Source organism: Streptococcus mitis (assembly GCF_002096735.1).
Classification (GTDB): domain Bacteria; phylum Bacillota; class Bacilli; order Lactobacillales; family Streptococcaceae; genus Streptococcus; species Streptococcus mitis_CZ.
The window spans coordinates 254,482-273,618 of sequence record NZ_NCVC01000017.1; the positions used below are offsets into that span (position 1 = coordinate 254,482).

At 32.2% G+C, this 19,137-nt stretch carries 16 protein-coding genes and 2 pseudogenes; 16 read left to right on the forward strand and 2 right to left on the reverse strand.

Annotated elements, in window-relative coordinates:
* Window positions 1-255: 255 nt before the first annotated feature.
* Both B7703_RS09860 and B7703_RS08320 read left to right on the forward strand, forming a co-directional pair.
* Window positions 256-351 (forward strand): annotated as a pseudogene (locus B7703_RS09860) (plasmid mobilization relaxosome protein MobC); the annotation flags it as partial.
* A pseudogene (locus tag B7703_RS08320) lies at window positions 338-2,206 on the forward strand (SAG1250 family conjugative relaxase). The pseudogenes B7703_RS09860 and B7703_RS08320, both read left to right, overlap by 14 nt.
* Before the next feature lie 45 nt (window positions 2,207-2,251).
* Here B7703_RS08320 and B7703_RS08325 read toward each other — a convergent pair.
* Both B7703_RS08325 and B7703_RS08330 read right to left on the reverse strand, forming a co-directional pair.
* Window positions 2,252-3,328: a sensor histidine kinase gene (locus B7703_RS08325; protein WP_049544690.1), complete on the reverse strand. Its 1,077-nt coding sequence runs from the start codon at window positions 3,326-3,328 to the stop codon at window positions 2,252-2,254.
* On the reverse strand, window positions 3,313-3,984 hold the full coding sequence (locus B7703_RS08330) for a response regulator transcription factor (RefSeq protein WP_084924414.1): 672 nt from the start codon (window positions 3,982-3,984) through the stop codon (window positions 3,313-3,315). Before B7703_RS08330 ends, B7703_RS08325 begins: the two co-directional genes overlap by 16 nt.
* 489 nt (window positions 3,985-4,473) lie before the next feature.
* Here B7703_RS08330 and B7703_RS09865 point away from each other — a divergent pair, with 489 nt between their 5' ends.
* The 14 genes from B7703_RS09865 to msr(D) all read left to right on the forward strand — a co-directional run bounded on the left by B7703_RS09865 (window position 4,474) and on the right by msr(D) (window position 19,043).
* Entirely contained in the window at window positions 4,474-4,626 is a 153-nt protein-coding gene (locus B7703_RS09865) for a lasso RiPP family leader peptide-containing protein (RefSeq protein ID WP_142358205.1), read from the forward strand.
* Between the two features lie 78 nt (window positions 4,627-4,704).
* Window positions 4,705-6,468, forward strand: coding sequence for an asparagine synthase C-terminal domain-containing protein (locus tag B7703_RS08335; RefSeq protein WP_084924415.1), 1,764 nt, complete (start codon window positions 4,705-4,707; stop codon window positions 6,466-6,468).
* Window positions 6,458-6,724 (forward strand): PqqD family peptide modification chaperone, encoded by a 267-nt coding sequence (locus B7703_RS08340; RefSeq protein WP_049544694.1) that lies wholly within the window; start codon window positions 6,458-6,460, stop codon window positions 6,722-6,724. The genes B7703_RS08335 and B7703_RS08340 overlap by 11 nt, the downstream gene beginning before the upstream one ends.
* Window positions 6,721-7,143, forward strand: a complete 423-nt coding sequence (locus B7703_RS08345; RefSeq protein WP_049544695.1) for a lasso peptide biosynthesis B2 protein — start codon at window positions 6,721-6,723, stop codon at window positions 7,141-7,143. The genes B7703_RS08340 and B7703_RS08345 overlap by 4 nt, the downstream gene beginning before the upstream one ends.
* On the forward strand, window positions 7,140-7,838 hold the full coding sequence (locus B7703_RS08350; RefSeq protein ID WP_049544696.1) for an ABC transporter ATP-binding protein: 699 nt from the start codon (window positions 7,140-7,142) through the stop codon (window positions 7,836-7,838). Before B7703_RS08345 ends, B7703_RS08350 begins: the two co-directional genes overlap by 4 nt.
* A gap of 16 nt (window positions 7,839-7,854) precedes the next feature.
* Window positions 7,855-8,655 (forward strand): hypothetical protein, encoded by an 801-nt coding sequence (locus tag B7703_RS08355; RefSeq protein WP_049544698.1) that lies wholly within the window; start codon window positions 7,855-7,857, stop codon window positions 8,653-8,655.
* Window positions 8,648-9,337, forward strand: coding sequence for a hypothetical protein (locus B7703_RS08360; protein ID WP_049544699.1), 690 nt, complete (start codon window positions 8,648-8,650; stop codon window positions 9,335-9,337). Before B7703_RS08355 ends, B7703_RS08360 begins: the two co-directional genes overlap by 8 nt.
* The gene (locus B7703_RS08365) at window positions 9,330-11,072 is read left to right on the forward strand and encodes an ABC transporter ATP-binding protein (protein ID WP_049544701.1); all 1,743 of its coding nucleotides are present in this window, start codon (window positions 9,330-9,332) and stop codon (window positions 11,070-11,072) included. Before B7703_RS08360 ends, B7703_RS08365 begins: the two co-directional genes overlap by 8 nt.
* Window positions 11,073-12,681: 1,609 nt before the next feature.
* Complete coding sequence (locus B7703_RS08370; RefSeq protein ID WP_049544702.1) at window positions 12,682-12,903, forward strand: helix-turn-helix domain-containing protein; 222 nt, start codon at window positions 12,682-12,684, stop codon at window positions 12,901-12,903.
* 304 nt (window positions 12,904-13,207) lie between these two features.
* Entirely contained in the window at window positions 13,208-13,336 is a 129-nt protein-coding gene (locus B7703_RS10205) for an SHOCT domain-containing protein (protein ID WP_314847008.1), read from the forward strand.
* Window positions 13,337-13,392: 56 nt separating this feature from the next.
* Window positions 13,393-15,144 (forward strand): recombinase family protein, encoded by a 1,752-nt coding sequence (locus tag B7703_RS08380; protein WP_084924417.1) that lies wholly within the window; start codon window positions 13,393-13,395, stop codon window positions 15,142-15,144.
* A 542-nt stretch (window positions 15,145-15,686) separates the two neighbouring features.
* The gene (locus tag B7703_RS08385; protein ID WP_000873143.1) at window positions 15,687-15,857 is read left to right on the forward strand and encodes a hypothetical protein; all 171 of its coding nucleotides are present in this window, start codon (window positions 15,687-15,689) and stop codon (window positions 15,855-15,857) included.
* Window positions 15,858-16,242: 385 nt separating this feature from the next.
* Window positions 16,243-17,460: a macrolide efflux MFS transporter Mef(A) gene (mef(A), locus tag B7703_RS08390; protein ID WP_075227417.1), complete on the forward strand. Its 1,218-nt coding sequence runs from the start codon at window positions 16,243-16,245 to the stop codon at window positions 17,458-17,460.
* A gap of 119 nt (window positions 17,461-17,579) precedes the next feature.
* Window positions 17,580-19,043 carry an ABC-F type ribosomal protection protein Msr(D) gene (gene msr(D), locus B7703_RS08395; protein WP_000420313.1) on the forward strand — a complete coding sequence of 488 codons (1,464 nt, stop codon included), beginning with the start codon at window positions 17,580-17,582 and terminating at the stop codon, window positions 19,041-19,043.
* Window positions 19,044-19,137 lie beyond the last annotated feature (94 nt).

Genomic DNA, 19,137 nt, shown 5'->3' on the forward strand with positions numbered 1-19,137 from the left:
CTAATTTTAGAATTATACTTTCTATTAATTTAGAACATGTTTTTTTATTTTTAAATGTTATAATAGTGTTATCAAGTAAAAGGAGCATACTATAATTGGTAACAATATAAAATTATACGAAAGACACATGGCCTGACAAAAACAGATTTGCTCGAATTGTATAAATTTTAGGCAATAGCCCTTAGCTGTTATAAAAACGGAACAAGTACCATTTCAACAGAATTCATAGACACTATTTGCCAGGAACAGTTATAAAAACTGAGTAAAGGAGTCGGAGAGTTGGTCAAGGAAGTGGAGAAAGAATTTCAAGTGGAAGTGAAAAGATTGAAGGAGTTTCATGGTAGTCACTAAGCATTTTGCGACACACGGAAAAAAATATCGTAGGCGTTTAATTAAGTATATCCTCAATCCTGATAAAGCGGACAATTTGAAATTAGTATCTGATTTTGGTATGAGCAATTACTTAGATTTTCCTAGCTATGAAGAGATGGTAGAAATGTACAATGTCAACTTTACCAATAACGACAAGTTGTACGAATACAGAAATGACCGACAAGAAAAACACCAATAAAATATTCCTGCCCACCATCTGATCCAATCATTTTCTCCTGATGATAATCTAACACCTGAAGAAATTAACCGCATTGGTTATGAGACCATGATGGAATTGACAGGAGGTCGTTTTAAGTTCATCGTAGCAACTCACACAGACAAAGATCATGTTCATAATCACATCCTAATCAACGCTATTGACCGCAATTCAGATAAAAAGTTGACATGGAACTATGCCTTGGAACGAAACCTCCGTATGATTTCAGACCGTATTTCTAAAGTGGCTGGGGCGAAAATTATTGAGAAGAGTTTTTCTTACCGTGACTATCAAAAATATAGGCAGTCTAGTCATAAATTTGAATTAAAGCAACGTCTTTATTTTTTGCTGCAGCAATCTAAATCGTTTGATGATTTTTTAGAGAAAGCAAGGCAGTTGCATGTTCAGATTGATTTTAGTCAAAAGCATAGCCGTTTTTTGATGACAGATAGAACGATGATAAAACCAATTCGAGGACGCCAACTCAGCAAACGAGATCTATATGATGAAGAATTTTTTAGAACGCATTTTGCTAAGCAAGAGATTGAAAGTCGTTTAGAATTTTTGTTGAACCGTGTCAATTCTTTAGAAGAGTTAATAACAAAAGCAAAAGAATTGAATCTAACCATTGACTTAAAACAAAAAAATGTAACTTTTATCCTGGAAGAAGATAATCAAAAGATAAGTTTGGGTCATCAAAAAATAAGTGATAAGAAATTATATGATGTCAAATTTTTTCAAGATTATTTTAAAAATAAGGAAGTCATTGCTTCAGAAGGATTAGAGAATTTACAGGAACAGTACCATGCTTTCCAAGAAGAACGAGATAAGGATAAAGTATCCACTGAAGAGATTGAGGAAGCCTTTGAGACATTTAAGGAAAAACGAGATGCCATTCACGAATTTGAAGTGGAACTTGCAGAACATCAAATTGAGAAGCTAGTTGATGAGGGCGTCTATATCAAGGTGGCTTTCGGTGTCAAACAGAGCGGTCTTATTTTCATTCCTAATTATCAGCTAGATATTATTGAAGAAGACAATCAGAAAAAATATAAAGTCTATATCCGAGAGACAACCTCATATTTTGTCTATAACAAAGAACATTCGGATAAGAATCAGTATATTAAAGGGCGAACCTTGATTAGACAGTTAACCAACGATAGTCGAGTAATACCATACAGAAGACCGACTGTTGATCGACTTCAAGAAAAGATTTCTGAGATTAATCTCTTGATTGAGTTGACAGAGACAGACAAAAAATACCAGGACATCAAAGACGAACTGGTTGCAGAAATAGCAGAGCTAGACATCAAACTGACTCAAACAAATGAAAAAATCGCCACCTTAAACAAGATGGCGGAAGTGCTTATCAATTTGAAGAGTGAAGATCCAAATAGTCGAAAACTAGCAAGGTATGACTTTTCAAAACTAAATTTAACAGAATCAATTACACTAGAGCAAGTGACTGAAGAAATAAGAGTATTACAAGAGGAGCTAGGTCATTATCTTTATGAGTATGAAAGACTGATTAGAATATTGGAAGAATTTGTAAAAATGTTAAATATTACTACTAATAATCCTAATCCAAAATTTCAAGAGAATATTTTGATGGACTAATCTCTATAATTGACATAGTGGTATAAAATATTTGATAACTAAAGACTAGACTGGTATACAAATAGTGACAAGAGCACCGTTCTCAAAATTACTCAAATTTACTTCTCCGCCATGAATTTTCGCTACCCGATTAACAAATGCTAATCCAATTCCGAAATGACTTCCTTGCTCTGAATTTGTTGCCTGTTTGTCTTGAAAGTATAGTAACCCATATTTCTCGAGTATATTCTCCGAAAATGAAGAATTGCTATTCCATATGGAAATATAAAATTTATTATCTATTAACTTATAGTCTACTCTTATTAATGGAGAATTACTTTTGGAATGGTCAATTGCATTATTAATAATATTTAGGATTGCTCGTAGGAATAGGTTTAAATTAAGTGTTAAATTAATAGTGATTGGTAGATTATTGGAAAATTGGATTTTAGCCTTTTTATCAGTAATTAACTTAATTTCTTGTTCAAATAATTCAAGTAAGTAATCCGAAGAGAAACTCTCCCAATTAGAACTATCATTATAGAATGTTTTAGAGTAATTAATTAGCTGATTAAAGTATCTATTAAGTTGTTGGCTAGCAATTTCGATATCTCCTAAACATTGACCAATATTTCCAGTAATATCCATAGATTGTAAAAATTGAGCATTTCCTTGAATAATTGTTAAAGGTGTCTTCAAATCATGTGCTGCAGCTGAGACTTGAAACATCAATTCCTTTTTTTGCTGTTTTTCAGATTGAATCATTTTTTTAATCGTTGACTGCATTTCCTGAATTTTTTGTCTTGTTTCAATCAGTTCAATCAAAGTTAATTTAGCTGGGGCTTGTTCATTTATATCAACCAATAGACTTTGATTATAAACAATATTTGTTTCTTGCTTTATCTTTTCTAGAAGGTTGCTAATATTTTTAGCAATAATAGAAAATAAAATTAGACTAATATAAATCCAAGAAATCGTGCTGAAATAGATAGTAAATGCACCTGCATTTTTTTCAGTAATATTAGTAAAAGCAGTAAATAACAATGGTAGTAAATAAAATAGAAAAAGACTAATAAGAAATTGTCTTAAAATCTTAAAATATGTTTGTTTAATCAGTTGGTTAAAAGTCAGAGCGTTATCCACTGATAACCACCTCCCCAGATTGTTTTAATTGGATTAATTTCATAAGGTTTTAATTTTTGCCTGATTTGGTATACATACTCTGTAATAGACCTTCCCAGTGTTTCAGAATCATGAGGGTAAAGATAATCAAAGAGTTCGTCATTTGAAAATATTCTATTTGGATTGCTGGAAAGCAACAAAATTAATTGGAATTCTCTTTTTGTAGTTGGAATATGTATATCCGAAATTCTAAGTTCTTCTTTAGTTTTATCAATTGCCAGAGGTCCAAATTGTAGAATCTCACTAGAATGATTATTGCGCACTTCTCGACGGATATGCATCTGTACTCTAGTTACTAGTTCAGGTATGCTAAATGGTTTTGTAATATAGTCATCTGCACCGGACTGTATACCATATACAATATCCTCTTCTAAATTTTTGGCTGTTAAAAATATGATTGGAACAGAAATAAATTCTCGGATATACTTACAGATTTCAATTCCATCGTGGGGCATCATAATATCTAAAATAATTAAATCATAGCCGATAAAATGACAGATATCAATTTCTGGAATAGCAGTCCGCGTATCGACGACAAAGTTTTTATTCTCTAGAACATTTTGAATAAGTCTTAAAATGGCAATATCATCATCTATGACTAGGACTTTATATTTCATAATTGTCTCTCCTTTTAAAATATATTCTAATTATACCATGTTTACCCTCAAGTAATGATATAGAATAATAATAATCTAAATAATACAGACTTCTTATGGAAATTATAGTAGATTAAAATAAGATATGAACAAATCTATTAAGAAAGTCAAATTCATTTCTAGAAATGTTTTAGCAGTTGCGGCGTACTATTCTAACTTCAATCTACTATAGTATATGACAATACGATAATCTGGAATCAAAAAAATTACCTAGAAATCAGAAATTCTGATATTTTTCTGATATTTGTTTTGTAGAATATGAAATGTAGATGATAAGTTATCATCTACCCTAATAGTAACTATTAGGGATTAGGAATTATTCTATAGCATGTTTTTCTGAGAGTAGTTCAAAACTCCAAATCAGTAATATATGTGGTAAGTTAAATCAATTTGCTCAGGATTTAGCAGGTAAACATAGTTGTTACTCGATTGAAATTGCTGTAGGGTAATATGAATAATAGGAAGGAGAATGTTATGTACCAAAAACCAACTATTACAAAAATCGGTAGCTATCGAACTTTGACAAATGGTGCAGGCACTGCACGTGAACGTGATTTACTTGGCTTTCGTGCGTTGATTGTTATTCACTGGCCATGGTTGTAATCGAAAAATATAGATAATGAGCGGAGGGTGAGCAACTCCGCTTATTGTTTATATCATTGGTATAAAACATAAATCGTTATGAAAGTTAATATTATTGTAGAAAAAAATCAAGTTATTACTGCTGATATGTTGGTAGACGAACTGATTAATTTAAATAAAGTTAATGTATATACTGCTGATAATTTATTAATGGTAGTTAAACATCACAATGATTCTGAGGAAATTAGTAATTTTTTAGCAAGAGAAGATTTGAACTTTGAAATGATTGAGAATAATCTCAGTAAATTAAAAAAACATACATCTTTTATAGCAGTTACAAAAGAGAATCACCTTATAGCCAGTGGGGACTTTAATAATTGTAATCCAATATATTATCTAGAAAGAAATGATGAATTATTTGTTTCATTCCATCCTGAATTAATTTCTAATCTTACAAAGCAAAAATTTAATAAAACTTATTTTGCCTTACGTATCGTAAACTTTGAGACTATATATCCATTTAGTGAGTTAACACCATGGGAGAATATAAAACTTCTAAATAGTCGAAAAATGCTTGTAGTTTTAAAAGGTCAGATTAGTCAGGTATTTCCTTTTAGAAGTAACGGTGGTAATAAAAGGATCTCTGAAGTAGCAGTAGAATTACGTCAAAATGTAAAGGATGTATTACAGAAAAATTTGGGAAAACAAATCAGAATAAGTGCAGATTTATCAGGCGGCTTAGATTCTACTTCTCTTTGCTATTTTTGTAAGGATTTAGGAGTAGAGTTGAATACAATTTTTCTATCTCCAGAGGATGGCGCTGATAGTGATGCTATATGGTCAGAACGAGCAAGTAAGGAGGTTTCGGCAGAGCATACGGTTTTACCGTATAGTAGCACAATTACTCTAAACTCTTTAAATCCTTTAGATATATATAAAGCACTCCCATTTGGTCCGTCAGAATCGTTTCGCTATATAAGTCTAGCTAGGAAAATTATAGAAATTGGGCTAAAAAACGATATTGGTATGCATATAAATGGTCATGGTGGTGATGAGCTATTTGGTCCCCTATCTACTATGGCTTGGTCCTTGTATCATTCTAATTACCCGAATCGCATAAAAAATTTATATGGATTTGCAAGATTAAATAAGTTCAATCTTTTTAAATTTTTTAAGTCATTGGTTGATAATGAAAGTTTATCTGATAATTTGAGATGTTTAGAATGTCGAGAAATCGAACAGATTGATTTTGATATAAAGTATAGTTCTCAATGGGTTCCAAAACCATCAGTTGCAAATTTTGTAACCCAAACAGCAAGAGATCTAATTACAAGTTGTGCAAGTTCATATGCTGAACAAAATATTGAACCATATTCGGATGATAAATCTATTCATAGAATTCTTGAAGAAGTTGAAGCTCATAGTCTTTTACAGAGAGATTTGAATGCAATGGTGCCGAATGATAAGTCATTTAGATTTCTTAGCCCGTATACAGCATATGACATCGTGGAGTCAGCATTACAATATAATATAGATGAAAGATTTAATGCAAAAGTAACTAAACCTATGTTGGCTGAGATAAGATCAGAATCTATGTCACTTGAATACTTTAAGCGAAGAGATAAAGGGGAGTATACCAAATCAACCTTTACGGAATACAATAATCGTAAGAATATGTTACAAAAAATCTTTTCTGAAGAATGTTTGATTTATAAGTTAGGGTTGGTAGACAAGAGAAAGTTATTACAATCGCTAAATAAATTTAGTGCTGATGGAGAACAGTTAGAAAACATTATGAGGATTCAAATCATTGAATACTGGCTGAGAGGTTATTGTGAAAGTGGTGGTATATATGAAATATAAGTTATCGTCAAATCTTAATATTAGTAAGACAGATGATGGTGGTAGTATAGTTTTAAATTCTAATGATGGACAGTATTACCATCTTGATCAATTAACTACGAATTTTTTAGGTCTGTTAATTGAAGGTGTTTCATTTGAAGAATTTTGTAAAAATATTTCTATCCGTTACTCCGTTAAATTATCGCAAGTTATGGAAGATTATAAAGAGATATTAGAGAAACTTCAGAAATTACAGATTTTGGAGGTGGCTAAATGAGCTCGCCAGTTAGAATGGAAAAGAGAACGAAATTATCATTTAAAAATAAAATTACAGCATTTTTTTGTGCCAATGTATCGTTTTTTTTAATTAGATTACCTCCTAAGAAACTATCTAAAATTATTGAGAAATTAAGTAAAAGGACTCAAAGTGCTACTCCAGCGGAAGTAGAACAATGGCGCACATATATAAATTCAATTAATGTTAGATGTGCAGGGAATGGTTGTCTACAAAGATCCGTAGCAGTTATGCTGTGGGGAATAATAGCTAGGCGAACTCCTGATTGGATTTCGGGATTTCAGGTATCACCATTTATAGCCCATGCATGGGTTGAAATTGATGGGAAACCCATTGGTGAAGAAATCGATTTATCTAAATTTCAAAAAATTATATTTGTAAAAGGTGGAAAAGATAAATGATACAAATTGAGAAAATTAGCAAAGGTTTTAGCAGTAAGAGTGTTCTTTCAGAAGTTTCGTTTACAGCAAAAAAGGGAGAAATAACGGCATTAATTGGGCCAAATGGGTCTGGTAAATCAACTTTAATAAAAATATTGCTTGGCTTGATTTCGTCAGATGAAGGCAGAGCGACTTTTGATGGAAAAAATTATGAAGAATTGGGGGAATACCCCTTCAGATATGTAGGAGCATTTCTAGATAGTTTTCAACCCAATCCAACAAGGACGGCCTATAATCACTTGAGGTGGATTGCTTTAACTAGTGGTATAGATAAGCAGAGATGTTTAGAATGTTTAAAAATAGTTGGTCTTCAGGATGTTGGCAATAAAAAGATAAAAGACTACTCACTTGGAATGAAGCAAAGGCTGGGGCTGGCTACGGCTATTTTAGCGAATCCTAAAATACTTATTTTGGATGAACCAATTAATGGACTTGATCCAGATGGAATTAGATGGGTTAGAGAGTTTCTAAGAGAATTTGTAAGAGACGATAAAATAGTTTTAATCACAAGCCACTATATGAATGAGTTAGAACTTACGGTTGATAAAATTGTAGGATTATCTAATGGTAAGGTAGTCATTGATGGTAGCAGTAAAGATGTTCTTGAAGAATATGGCTCTTTTGAGGAAGCATATTTTAAGTCTGTTACAAGTTAGATGGGGGTAATGATTTATGAAAAATACTCGTAGTGAACTATACAAAATATTATCATTGCCACTTTTTTGGAGGGGTGTAGCAATTGTGATTGGAATCACTATATTCTTTACCTTTCAAAATATTCAAGTCATTAATGCGATAGCAAATGGTAATACAGAGATTCTTATGCTTGAAGATACGACTAGTCAATTAACGGAGTTTCAAACAGTAAGAGATGCTGTATTGTCTTCCCCTTATCAATCTAGTATTCTATTTTTTCCAATCTTATTTGCACTGATTCTATCTACGGAGTACAAATTTGGTCAGGAATCATTAACTAAATTATTAACACCAAAATGGCAGACGATTTTAACAGGTCAGATTTGTTCTGGAATTATTGTAGCCAGTACGTTGACAGTTGCTCTATCCCTAATAAATAGTGCAATGCTCTATGTGATGTTAGATGAAACATTGCAAAATTATCTTAGCCTAGGTCTTGTTTTAGAAGTGACGTTAAGAATCATTATCTTTGCCATAACATTGACATTGCTTTCAATGTTTTTAGTAAAAATAACAAGAAAGCCTATTCCCTCTGTCATTGTTATTGTAAGTATTCTTATTATAACTTTATCAGGCATATTGAAAGTCGTTTCTCCGACACTTGAAAATTTATTACCCCTAATAGGTGCAAAGTCATTTGTATTTGGAAGAGTAGAAAATAACAATCCTTCGGAAATGTATGGTTTATTATTATTATTATCTCAAGCATCAATAGTAACTATTTTGATGTATATTAAAGGTTGGTATAAAAATCAGAAGGACAAGAAATATGGATGAAATAGTATATGCTCTTATTTATAAAAAATATAGTTTGAATGCAGTGAAAATACAAATTTTAAGTCATTTATTGCTTATTCTATTTACATGTATTCTTAGTTTGATAACATTTGAAATCAATGGAAGTTATATTGTGTTATCAATTAATCAAATTTTGGCAATTACATCTTATTTATTTATGATTGGTGGACTGATAAATGGATCTATAGAAGTCGAGAATCCAGAATCTAAAATAGTCTATTTATTAACCGGAAACAAAAAAAGCAGTACACAAAAAATCATTATTGTTGAATTGATAGATTGTGTATTACAAGCAATTCTATCATTCTTAGTTATCGCAATCTTCTTCATTTTTAAAGGAAGTATTAAAGAAGTTAACGTAATACAGTTTTTTTCTTATCTATTTAGTAGCGTTTTGTGTTTCTTCATTGCATATTATTTAACTTTATTTTTTAAGAGTTCGATGACAGCGATAGCTACTTTGCTACTATTTCCAATATTAGTTATACCCTATATTGAGCGTGTATTTCCTGGAGTATTACCATTCATTTATTATGAAACTATTTCTGAAAGTTTTAAAATATCAGCAGTATCTGATAGTCATATCATATTGTTATTGTGGAATTTGATTTTACTCCTATTAATTTATTTGAAAGTCAAAAAGAGGTTGAAAAATGAATAGTCAAAAACATTCAGAAGTCACGTTCGGGGAATTTTTAACATTACTAAAACCTTATAAAATAGCTATAAGTATTGCTTTGATTATTGCACTGATTTCGTCAACATTATCAATTTTTCAACCAATACTTCTTTCAAAAATTATTGACAATATTAACGATAACATTTTAGGACAAACTGTAATATTTTTCTCCATAATAGTATTGTTATCTGCAATCCTTAACTCAATTAAGCAGTATATATTGGAGAGTATTAGTGAAAATTTAGTGAGTAGTTTACGAATTCAAATTGTAAATCGATCAATAAAATATAAGATTGAAGTATTTGATACTAAAAAGATTGGGGATTTGGCATCAATCTTGAGTGCGGATACAGCCCAGCTAAGGGGGATTTTGAGCCAAGGAATAGTAGAATTAATATCACAAACATTTACAATGATATTTGCATTAATTATGATGTTTTATCTTGATATTCAATTATTTGGTGTATCTTTGTTAGCCGTACTCTCTCTTTTAATTTGTGGCTTATTGCTTGGAAAAAAAACTAGACCGATTGCAAAGGATTTACAAGAAATAGTTGGAGAGTTATCCTCTGAGTTAGAACGAACTTTGCGGGGGATTAGAACTATTCGAGCATTTTTATCAGAAGTTGTTTTTATTGAAAGAATGAGTAGTGTTGTAACTAATGCGACAAAAATTGGTAAAAAAGTAGCTATTTTTAAATCGATTATAAGTGGCTTTTCCAATATAGCACTACAAATAATGCTAATAATAATTATTGGAATTGGTTCAATTAGAGTTGCTACAGGGATTATATCTATTGGAAATCTAAGTGCCTTTATAATGTATGTAATGCTAGTACTGACTCCAGCTGCAATGCTAGGAGGAGTATTGTCATCAATAAATGAAGGGTTAGGAGCTTATTCTAGGATTAAACTTGCATTGGAACTTCCGATAGAAGATGATGTAAATTCTTTAAATGTTCTTGATAAAAAATCGAATCTAGTTTTGCAAATTAAAAATTTAACCTTTAAATATAATGGCAATTCTGACAAAAATATTCTAAACAAGATTAATATTTCAGTTAATGGTCCGGGAGTGACAGCATTAGTTGGACCATCTGGTTCAGGAAAAACAACAATATTTGAACTTATTGAAAGATTTTATGATTCAGATAATGGGTCAATAGAATTGTATGGAAATAATATTTATGATTTGCCAATTAAAGTTCTTCGTTCAAAGATAACCTTTGTGGAACAAAATGCTTCAATCTTTTCTGGAACAGTACTAGAGAATCTACAAATAGCTAATAAGAATGTTTCAAGATTTGACTGCTTGTATGCACTTAATTTAGTTAATCTTTTTCAGGATATTCCTGAGGACGAAATACTAGATAGGGTAATAGGGGAGTCTGGACTCACTTTGAGTGGTGGTGAACAACAAAGGTTATCGTTAGCTAGGGCTTTAATTTCTCCGAATGACATAATATTATTGGATGAGAGTACATCGAATTTAGATAGTATAAACGAGTCAAAAATACAACAAGTAATTAAAGATTTATCTAGTAAGAAAACTGTTTTAATAATTGCTCATAGATTATCTACTATTCAAAACGCTGATTCAATTTATTTAATAAGAGAAGGAGAAGTGCATGACTTCGGTACTCATCAAGAACTATTATCAAGGAATAAACTCTATAAAGAATTGGTTGAAACTCAGTTTATTAATAAAGGAGCGTGAAAGTCAGCAAATTAATAGAATTAAGCTTTAGACGATTTTTTCAGTAAACCAATTAGGATTTAAGAAAAACTCAAAAATCAATGGGCCTTGATCAACGATAAAAATCAATAGGGTGAATCAATATTTTCGACATATTTTATATATGAAAAAGATAGCAGTACCTAAAATGATATATAAATCAACAATCGGCATTTAAGATAGTAAAAACTATTAAATAGAAAACGAACGGATTAAGAATGTACCTTATTAGAAAATTAATCTTGTTCGTTTTTATGTTTTACACTATTAATCATTAACAATAGTTAATAATATATTTATTTAATTTATAAGTGTGTTTTTAAATATTTTTATGCCAATTTGGCATAAAATACAAGTCTCGTTCAGATCTTAACTATAATTTCCTTAGAAGTGAACGAGTGTATAGGCGCGTCAGAGATTTGATTTACGCAAGAGTATATTGCACAGTACTTGTTCTGGAGTCAATTTCATACTCTAAGATTGAGGGTGCTCAACGAACGCTAGCTATCTATTGACTATTTAATAATGCTCTCTTCCCTCTATAAAGTATACATTAGGGCTGGCAGATTGTCCTTATTACCTGAAAAATAAAAAACAGTCCCTCCTGATTTGTTCATTGATAATTGAATAATCTTAGGTGGGACTTTATTTGTTGAGCAATAGAATGTAATGTGCTAGGAAAAGAGCGAGAATCATTTATTCAAAAATAGTATGGTAACCTATCTGCCATGACACAATTAATGATAATGATACTTCTGACCGTTCAGGCCGCCATCGTAAAAAGATAGCGGGTGAAACTCCCATGAGTGATAATACTAATCATTCCCACTGAGAGCAACTTAGAGTAACATGTTATCAGGAGGGAAAGTTCTGGAATAATCAGTAGTAAAATATAGTATGCAATTTTCAATGCTTAAATTTTTATACTCCCGAAATATGCTAACTAATAGTCACATAATCAAAAGGTTGGAATTTATAAGTGTGGACGAAAGTTTTCATACTATGTCCCCTTGGTTTTTCTTTCATCACTTCTGTGAACTCTGTCAGAAAGTCAGACTAAATCTTATTAAGTTACAAGTAATAGCTAGCTTCTATAGAATGATAATGAAAATTCTAGATTGGATTTGCATAATACTGTTATCAGTAGATCTTCTATCCATTGATTTGTTTCACCTGTGTTACAGAATCTCGATTAGTTTTACAAGTAAAAATAGAACGGTTTCTATCCTAACGACGAGCAGCCTAAGCAGTTTTTTCCTTTGTTTAAATAAACCTAAAATTTAGTATTGTTCAGCTTCAGAGAAGTGCTTGTATGATTGATTTGTGAACATTTTCCTATAATTTTGTAATATTTTTGAGACTATAATATATCAGATAAACATGTCTTTTGTGTTTCACTTTATTTTAAAATAATACTAATTTTTGAAAGTCAGTAATATTAAATATTTGATAAAATCTTTGCTCTCAGATGGTTAATAGATATGCTTATGAGAAGTGTTTAATAAATTAATTTTAGTTCAAAATGTCCAATTTGGACACTTTGAATGATTTCTTAGTTTTATATATTATACTTTTCTCAGGAGAAAGCTAGATGTACAGACGTTTGAGAGATTTGAGGGAAGATCACGATTTGACCCAAAAACAAATAGCTAAAATACTTTCGTTTACAAACTCAGCTTATGCTAAAATTGAACGGGGGGAACATATGTTAACTGCAGATGTATTGGTAACTCTCTCAAGCTTTTACGATGTTAGTACAGACTACCTATTGGGATTGACAGATTTTCCTGATAAAATTCGCTTTAGAAAATAATCTCCTCAATTTCATAGAGTGTGAAAATGAGGGGATTTTTTATTTGTTCTTTGAAAATTGAATAGTCCAAAATGGTACTTTCCTCATTTGTGGAGCAAATTTGAATGGCTCGCCATGATAAGAGCGATTTAAAACCATCAATAAAATAGAGCGATACTTTATATGCCATGATACAAATGATATACAATGATACTTCTGACCGTTCAGGCTGCCAACGTAAAAGAGCAGTAAGTGAAATTCTTATGATGACTTCATCAGTCATGCCATGGAGGAGATTGATAAAAGATAAAAGGGAAGTGATTTTTTGAAATCAAATTTAAAAAATTATATAGTCGAGCTAGAGATGCTAAATCTATTATTCTTAAAAAAACTTATTAGCGAAAAAGAATATGAAAAAATAAAGCAGAAACTGCGTAAAATATACACAAATTAGCTGACCTTTTTTATTGGTTGCGGTAAAATAAATGCAGAGAAATAGGAGGTTAAGCCATGTCAAATAACGTTGAAATTATAAAAGCAAATCCTTTAGTAACTAGAAGAAATGATAATAGTGGTTCTTTATCGAGGAGAGTAGCAGCATATTGTCGTGTTAGTTCCGATAGTGATGATCAAAAAAATAGCTATGATTCTCAAGTTCGTCATTATAGAGAGTATATATCACAGCACCCAGATTGGATTTTGGTTGACATTTATGCTGATGAAGGGATTTCAGGAACTCAAGTTGGAAAAAGACAAGATTTTCAAAGATTGATTTCAGATTGCCTTGATGGAAAAATAGACTATATCATTACCAAAGCCATTGCTCGCTTTGCTAGAAATACATTAGATACTCTCAAATATGTTCGTTTGCTCAAAGATAAACAAATTGGTGTATTTTTCGAAGAAGAAAATATTGATACTTTAACTATGGATGGTGAGTTACTATTGACGATATTAAGTTCAGTGGCTCAACAGGAAGTTGAAAATACATCTGCCCATGTTAAAAAGGGTTTAAAAATGAAGATGCAACGTGGAGAACTTATTGGTTTTCAAGGTTGTCTTGGTTATGACTATAATCAAGATACAAAGTCGATATCAATAAATGAAAAAGAAGCCAAGATAGTACGTTATATTTTTGAACGATACATTGATGGTATTGGGGGTAGGGCAATAGCTAGAGAACTTGATGAACTAGGTTATAAAACTCCGAGAGGTCTTGATCACTGGCAAGATACAACAGTTTTAGGAATTATTAAAAACGAGAAGTATAAAGGTGATATTCTAATGGGAAAAACTTTCACTGTTGATCCCATTAGTAAGAGACGTTTAATAAATTTCGGTGAAGAAGATAAATACTACATTAAAAATAATCATGATGCAATAATTAGTCCAGAAATTTTTACACAGGCGCAAGAAATTCGATTACGGAGATCAGGAAACAAAAAAACCATAGCAAATACAAAAGGTAAACGAGAAAGATATTCAAGAATGTACCCTTTTAGCAGTAGATTGGAATGTGGTTTTTGTGGTACTGTTCTGTCTAGAAGAAGTTGGCACTCTAGTTCAGAGTACAAAAAGATTATTTGGCACTGTACAACATCTATAAAGAGAGGTAAAAAGCATTGCACTCATAGTAAAGGCATAGAGGAAAAAGCAATAGAAAATGCTTTTTTACAGAGCTACCAACAGTTGTTTTATGAAAATAATAACCTAACTGAAGACTTTCTTGAAATTATAAAAGAAGAGCTTACTGATGATACCTTAAAAGTAGAGTTGAATAAGATAGTTAGTAAATTAAATTCGTTGTACAAAAAAGAAGAAAAATTAGTTTCAATGAATCTAGATGGAAAAATAAGTGATTCTGTATATGAAGATAAATTCAATCAAATACAAATTGAGAAAGAAAAACTTTTAGAAGAAAAAGTAAACTTAGAAGTAACTTTAAAATCAGAAGTTGATATAAAAAGTAGATTAGAGAATTTTAAAGAAATTTTAACTTCACAAAAGACTTTGACTGAGTTTGACAAGGACATTTTTGAAAGTATCGTTGAAAAAATCATAGTAGGCGGAATAAATTCTGATGGAGAAATTGATCCAGCAATGTTGACTATAATTTTTAAAACGGGAGATTCTTCGACTAAAGATGCAAAATCTTACAAATCTAAAAGGAAGAATGCTAAAATAGAAAATGATAAATTGTGTTTTAATACCGTAACCGATGACGAAAAAAAGTGTACAAATAAAGAAAACAACGCATGTTGAGGCGGTAAGTTTGCTAGTCAAGGAGTAAAACGACGAAGATTAGCATTTACTTCCGCCCATGCGATAGCTGTCCGTGATTGACAAGTGCTAGCACGCAGACAGAACGGAGATAGCGAACCGCTGAGTGTGTCGCTCTGCTCGTAAAAGCTTAGAAACCTTTGAACGAAAGGGATAATGAAAGCCTTGATTGCAAGGCTTTTTGCTTTATGGTGGGTAAGTATCAGAGTGAGAAAATTTTTGGAATGAGTAGAAGTGATAGCTAGAAATTATCAGTTTCTATTTCCATTTACCCTGTGGGTACGTGTTTGTTTCCATTGACAAGGAGTTTGTGGGAATAGAAATGTACCCACCTTGTTTGAATCAAGTGAAGTGTAGTTGAAGGAAATCTGTTGAAAGCAATACTTCATTTTACCGAATAAGTAATAATTTAGGCAACTTCAAATCGATTAAAAAAAACTATTTTAAAGGTTAAGAGTAGACAAAAATTGTCCACTCTTTTTTGCAAACTCAATTTATCAATAAATGAAATGAGGGAATGTAAAATGAAATATTTTGAGGTTGAGTTAGAAAATCCTGATGAATTTTTAAAACTACAAACAGAAGATTTTGTGAAAGCTAATCGCTTGCTACTAAGGAAGATAATCCAGAGCGTTACAGTCTATGAAGAAAACTTCGTCATATCCTTTAAATCTGGCATCGAATTGGAAGTATGAGTCTCATTCCATAACTTTTATATTGAACATATCATCTTGTTGTGTTATACTATAAATTGATATAAACAAAGATGTAGGAGGAACCGAAACTATGACAGCCTCAATGCGTTTAAGATAAGCTGGCAATAAAAAAAGCAGAATCTATACCCGATGATAGGCTTTTTTGTTGTGCTTATTTATACGATATTGAGCATTCATTAGTTACGGTGAGGATATTGGTTATTTAACTATACCTTTATTTAACTATGTCTTTAATATGAATGTTTCCAAATTGTATGTATGCAGACCAAAAGCCACATTGTGGGGTTTGGCCTGCATTTTTTATTGCCTAGAATGCTATTCAAAATAGAAATTCAAGCAAAATAATATGCAGGAGATAATATAAATGGAAAAATACAACAATTGGAAACGAAAATTTTATGCAATATGGGCAGGGCAAGCAGTATCATTAATCACTAGTGCCATCCTGCAAATGGCGATTATTTTTTACCTTACAGAAAAAACAGGATCTGCGATGGTCTTGTCTATGGCTTCATTAGTAGGTTTTTTACCCTATGCGATTTTGGGACCTGCCATTGGTGTGCTAGTGGATCGTCATGATAGGAAGAAGATAATGATTGGTGCCGATTTAATTATCGTAGCAGCTGGTGCAGTGCTTGCTATTGTTGCATTCTGTATGGAGCTACCTGTCTGGATGATTATGATAGTATTGTTTATCCGTAGCATTGGAACAGCTTTTCATACCCCAGCACTCAATGCGGTTACACCACTTTTAGTACCAGAAGAACAGCTAACGAAATGCGCAGGCTATAGTCAGTCTTTGCAGTCTATAAGCTATATTGTTAGTCCGGCAGTTGCAGCACTCTTATACTCCGTTTGGGATTTAAATGCTATTATTGCCATCGACGTATTGGGTGCTGTGATTGCATCTATTACGGTAGCAATTGTACGTATACCTAAGCTGGGTAATCAAGTGCAAAGTTTAGAACCAAATTTCATAAGGGAGATGAAAGAAGGAGTTGTGGTTCTGAGACAAAACAAAGGATTGTTTGCCTTATTACTCTTAGGAACACTATATACTTTTGTTTATATGCCAATCAATGCACTATTTCCTTTAATAAGCATGGAACACTTTAATGGAACGCCTGTGCATATTTCTATTACGGAAATTTCCTTTGCATTTGGGATGCTAGCAGGAGGCTTATTATTAGGAAGATTAGGGGGCTTCGAAAAGCATGTATTACTAATAACAAGTTCATTTTTTATAATGGGGACCAGTTTAGCCGTTTCGGGAATACTTCCTCCAAATGGATTTGTAATATTCGTAGTTTGCTGTGCAATAATGGGGCTTTCGGTGCCATTTTATAGCGGTGTGCAAACAGCTCTTTTTCAGGAGAAAATTAAGCCTGAATATTTAGGACGTGTATTTTCTTTGATCGGAAGTATCATGTCACTTGCTATGCCAATTGGGTTAATTCTTTCTGGATTCTTTGCTGATAAAATCGGTGTAAATCATTGGTTTTTACTATCAGGTATTTTAATTATTGGCATTGCTATAGTTTGCCAAATGATAACTGAGGTTAGAAAATTAGATTTAAAATAAACAATATTGGAGGAATATTTATGTATCTTATTTTCATGTAACTCTTCCTGCTAAAATCGCAGGGTTTTCCCTGCATACAAGCAAATGAAAGCATGCGATTATAGACAGGAGGAAATGTTATGGAATTAATATTAAAAGCAAAAGACATTCGTGTGGAATTCAAAGGACGCGATGTTTTAGATATAAATGAATTAGAAGTATATGATTATGACCGTATTGGTTTAGTAGGAGCAAATGGTGCTGGAAAAAGCACTTTACTCAGGGTACTTTTAGGAGAATTAACTCCCCCAGGATGTAAAATGAATCGTCTGGGTGAACTTGCCTATATTCCCCAGTTGGACGAAGTAACTCTGCAGGAGGAAAAAGATTTTGCACTTGTAGGCAAGCTAGGTGTTGAGCAATTAAATATACAGACTATGAGCGGTGGTGAAGAAACAAGGCTTAAAATAGCACAGGCCTTATCGGCACAGGTTCATGGTATTTTAGCGGATGAACCTACGAGCCATTTAGACCGTGAAGGAATTGATTTTCTAATAGGACAGCTAAAATATTTTACAGGTGCACTGTTAGTTATTAGCCATGACCGCTATTTTCTTGATGAAATAGTAGATAAAATATGGGAACTGAAAGATGGCAAAATCACTGAGTATTGGGGAAACTATTCTGATTATCTTCGTCAGAAAGAGGAAGAACGTAAGAGCCAAGCTGCAGAATACGAACAATTTATTGCGGAACGTGCCCGATTGGAAAGGGCTGCGGAGGAAAAGCGAAAACAGGCTCGTAAAATAGAACAGAAGGCAAAAGGTTCTTCAAAGAAAAAAAGTACTGAAGACGGAGGGCGTTTAGCTCATCAAAAATCAATAGGAAGTAAGGAAAAAAAGATGTATAATGCTGCTAAAACCCTAGAGCACAGGATTGCGGCCTTAGGAAAAGTAGAAGCTCCGGAAGGCATTCGCAGAATTCGTTTCAGGCAAAGTAAAGCATTGGAGCTCCATAATCCATACCCTATAGTCGGTGCAGAAATTAATAAAGTATTTGGGGATAAGGCTCTGTTTGAAAATGCATCTTTTCAAATTCCGTTAGGAGCAAAAGTGGCGTTAACTGGTGGTAATGGAATCGGAAAAACAACTTTAATCCAAATGATCTTAAACCATGAAGAAGGAATTTCTATTTCGCCTAAGGCAAAAATAGGTTACTTTGCACAGAATGGTTACAAGTACAACAGTAATCAGAATGTTATGGAGTTTATGCAGAAGGATTGTGACTACAATATATCAGAAATTCGTTCAGTGCTAGCATCTATGGGGTTCAAACAGAACGATATTGGAAAAAGTTTATCTGTTTTAAGCGGTGGAGAAATTATAAAATTGTTGCTTGCTAAAATGCTCATGGGTAGATATAACATCCTAATAATGGATGAACCCAGTAACTTCCTTGACATACCAAGTTTAGAGGCTTTGGAAATACTAATGAAGGAGTACACCGGAACTATCGTGTTTATCACCCACGATAAACGATTACTCGAAAATGTAGCAGATGTAGTTTATGAAATTAGAGATAAGAAAATAAATCTGAAACATTAAATTTAAGGTAGTCGCTGGTCAGTATAGTCTGTTCTGGTTGGCGACTCCATTGTTAAAGAGTATAAAGACTTTAGATTTTATGAATATTAAAAAT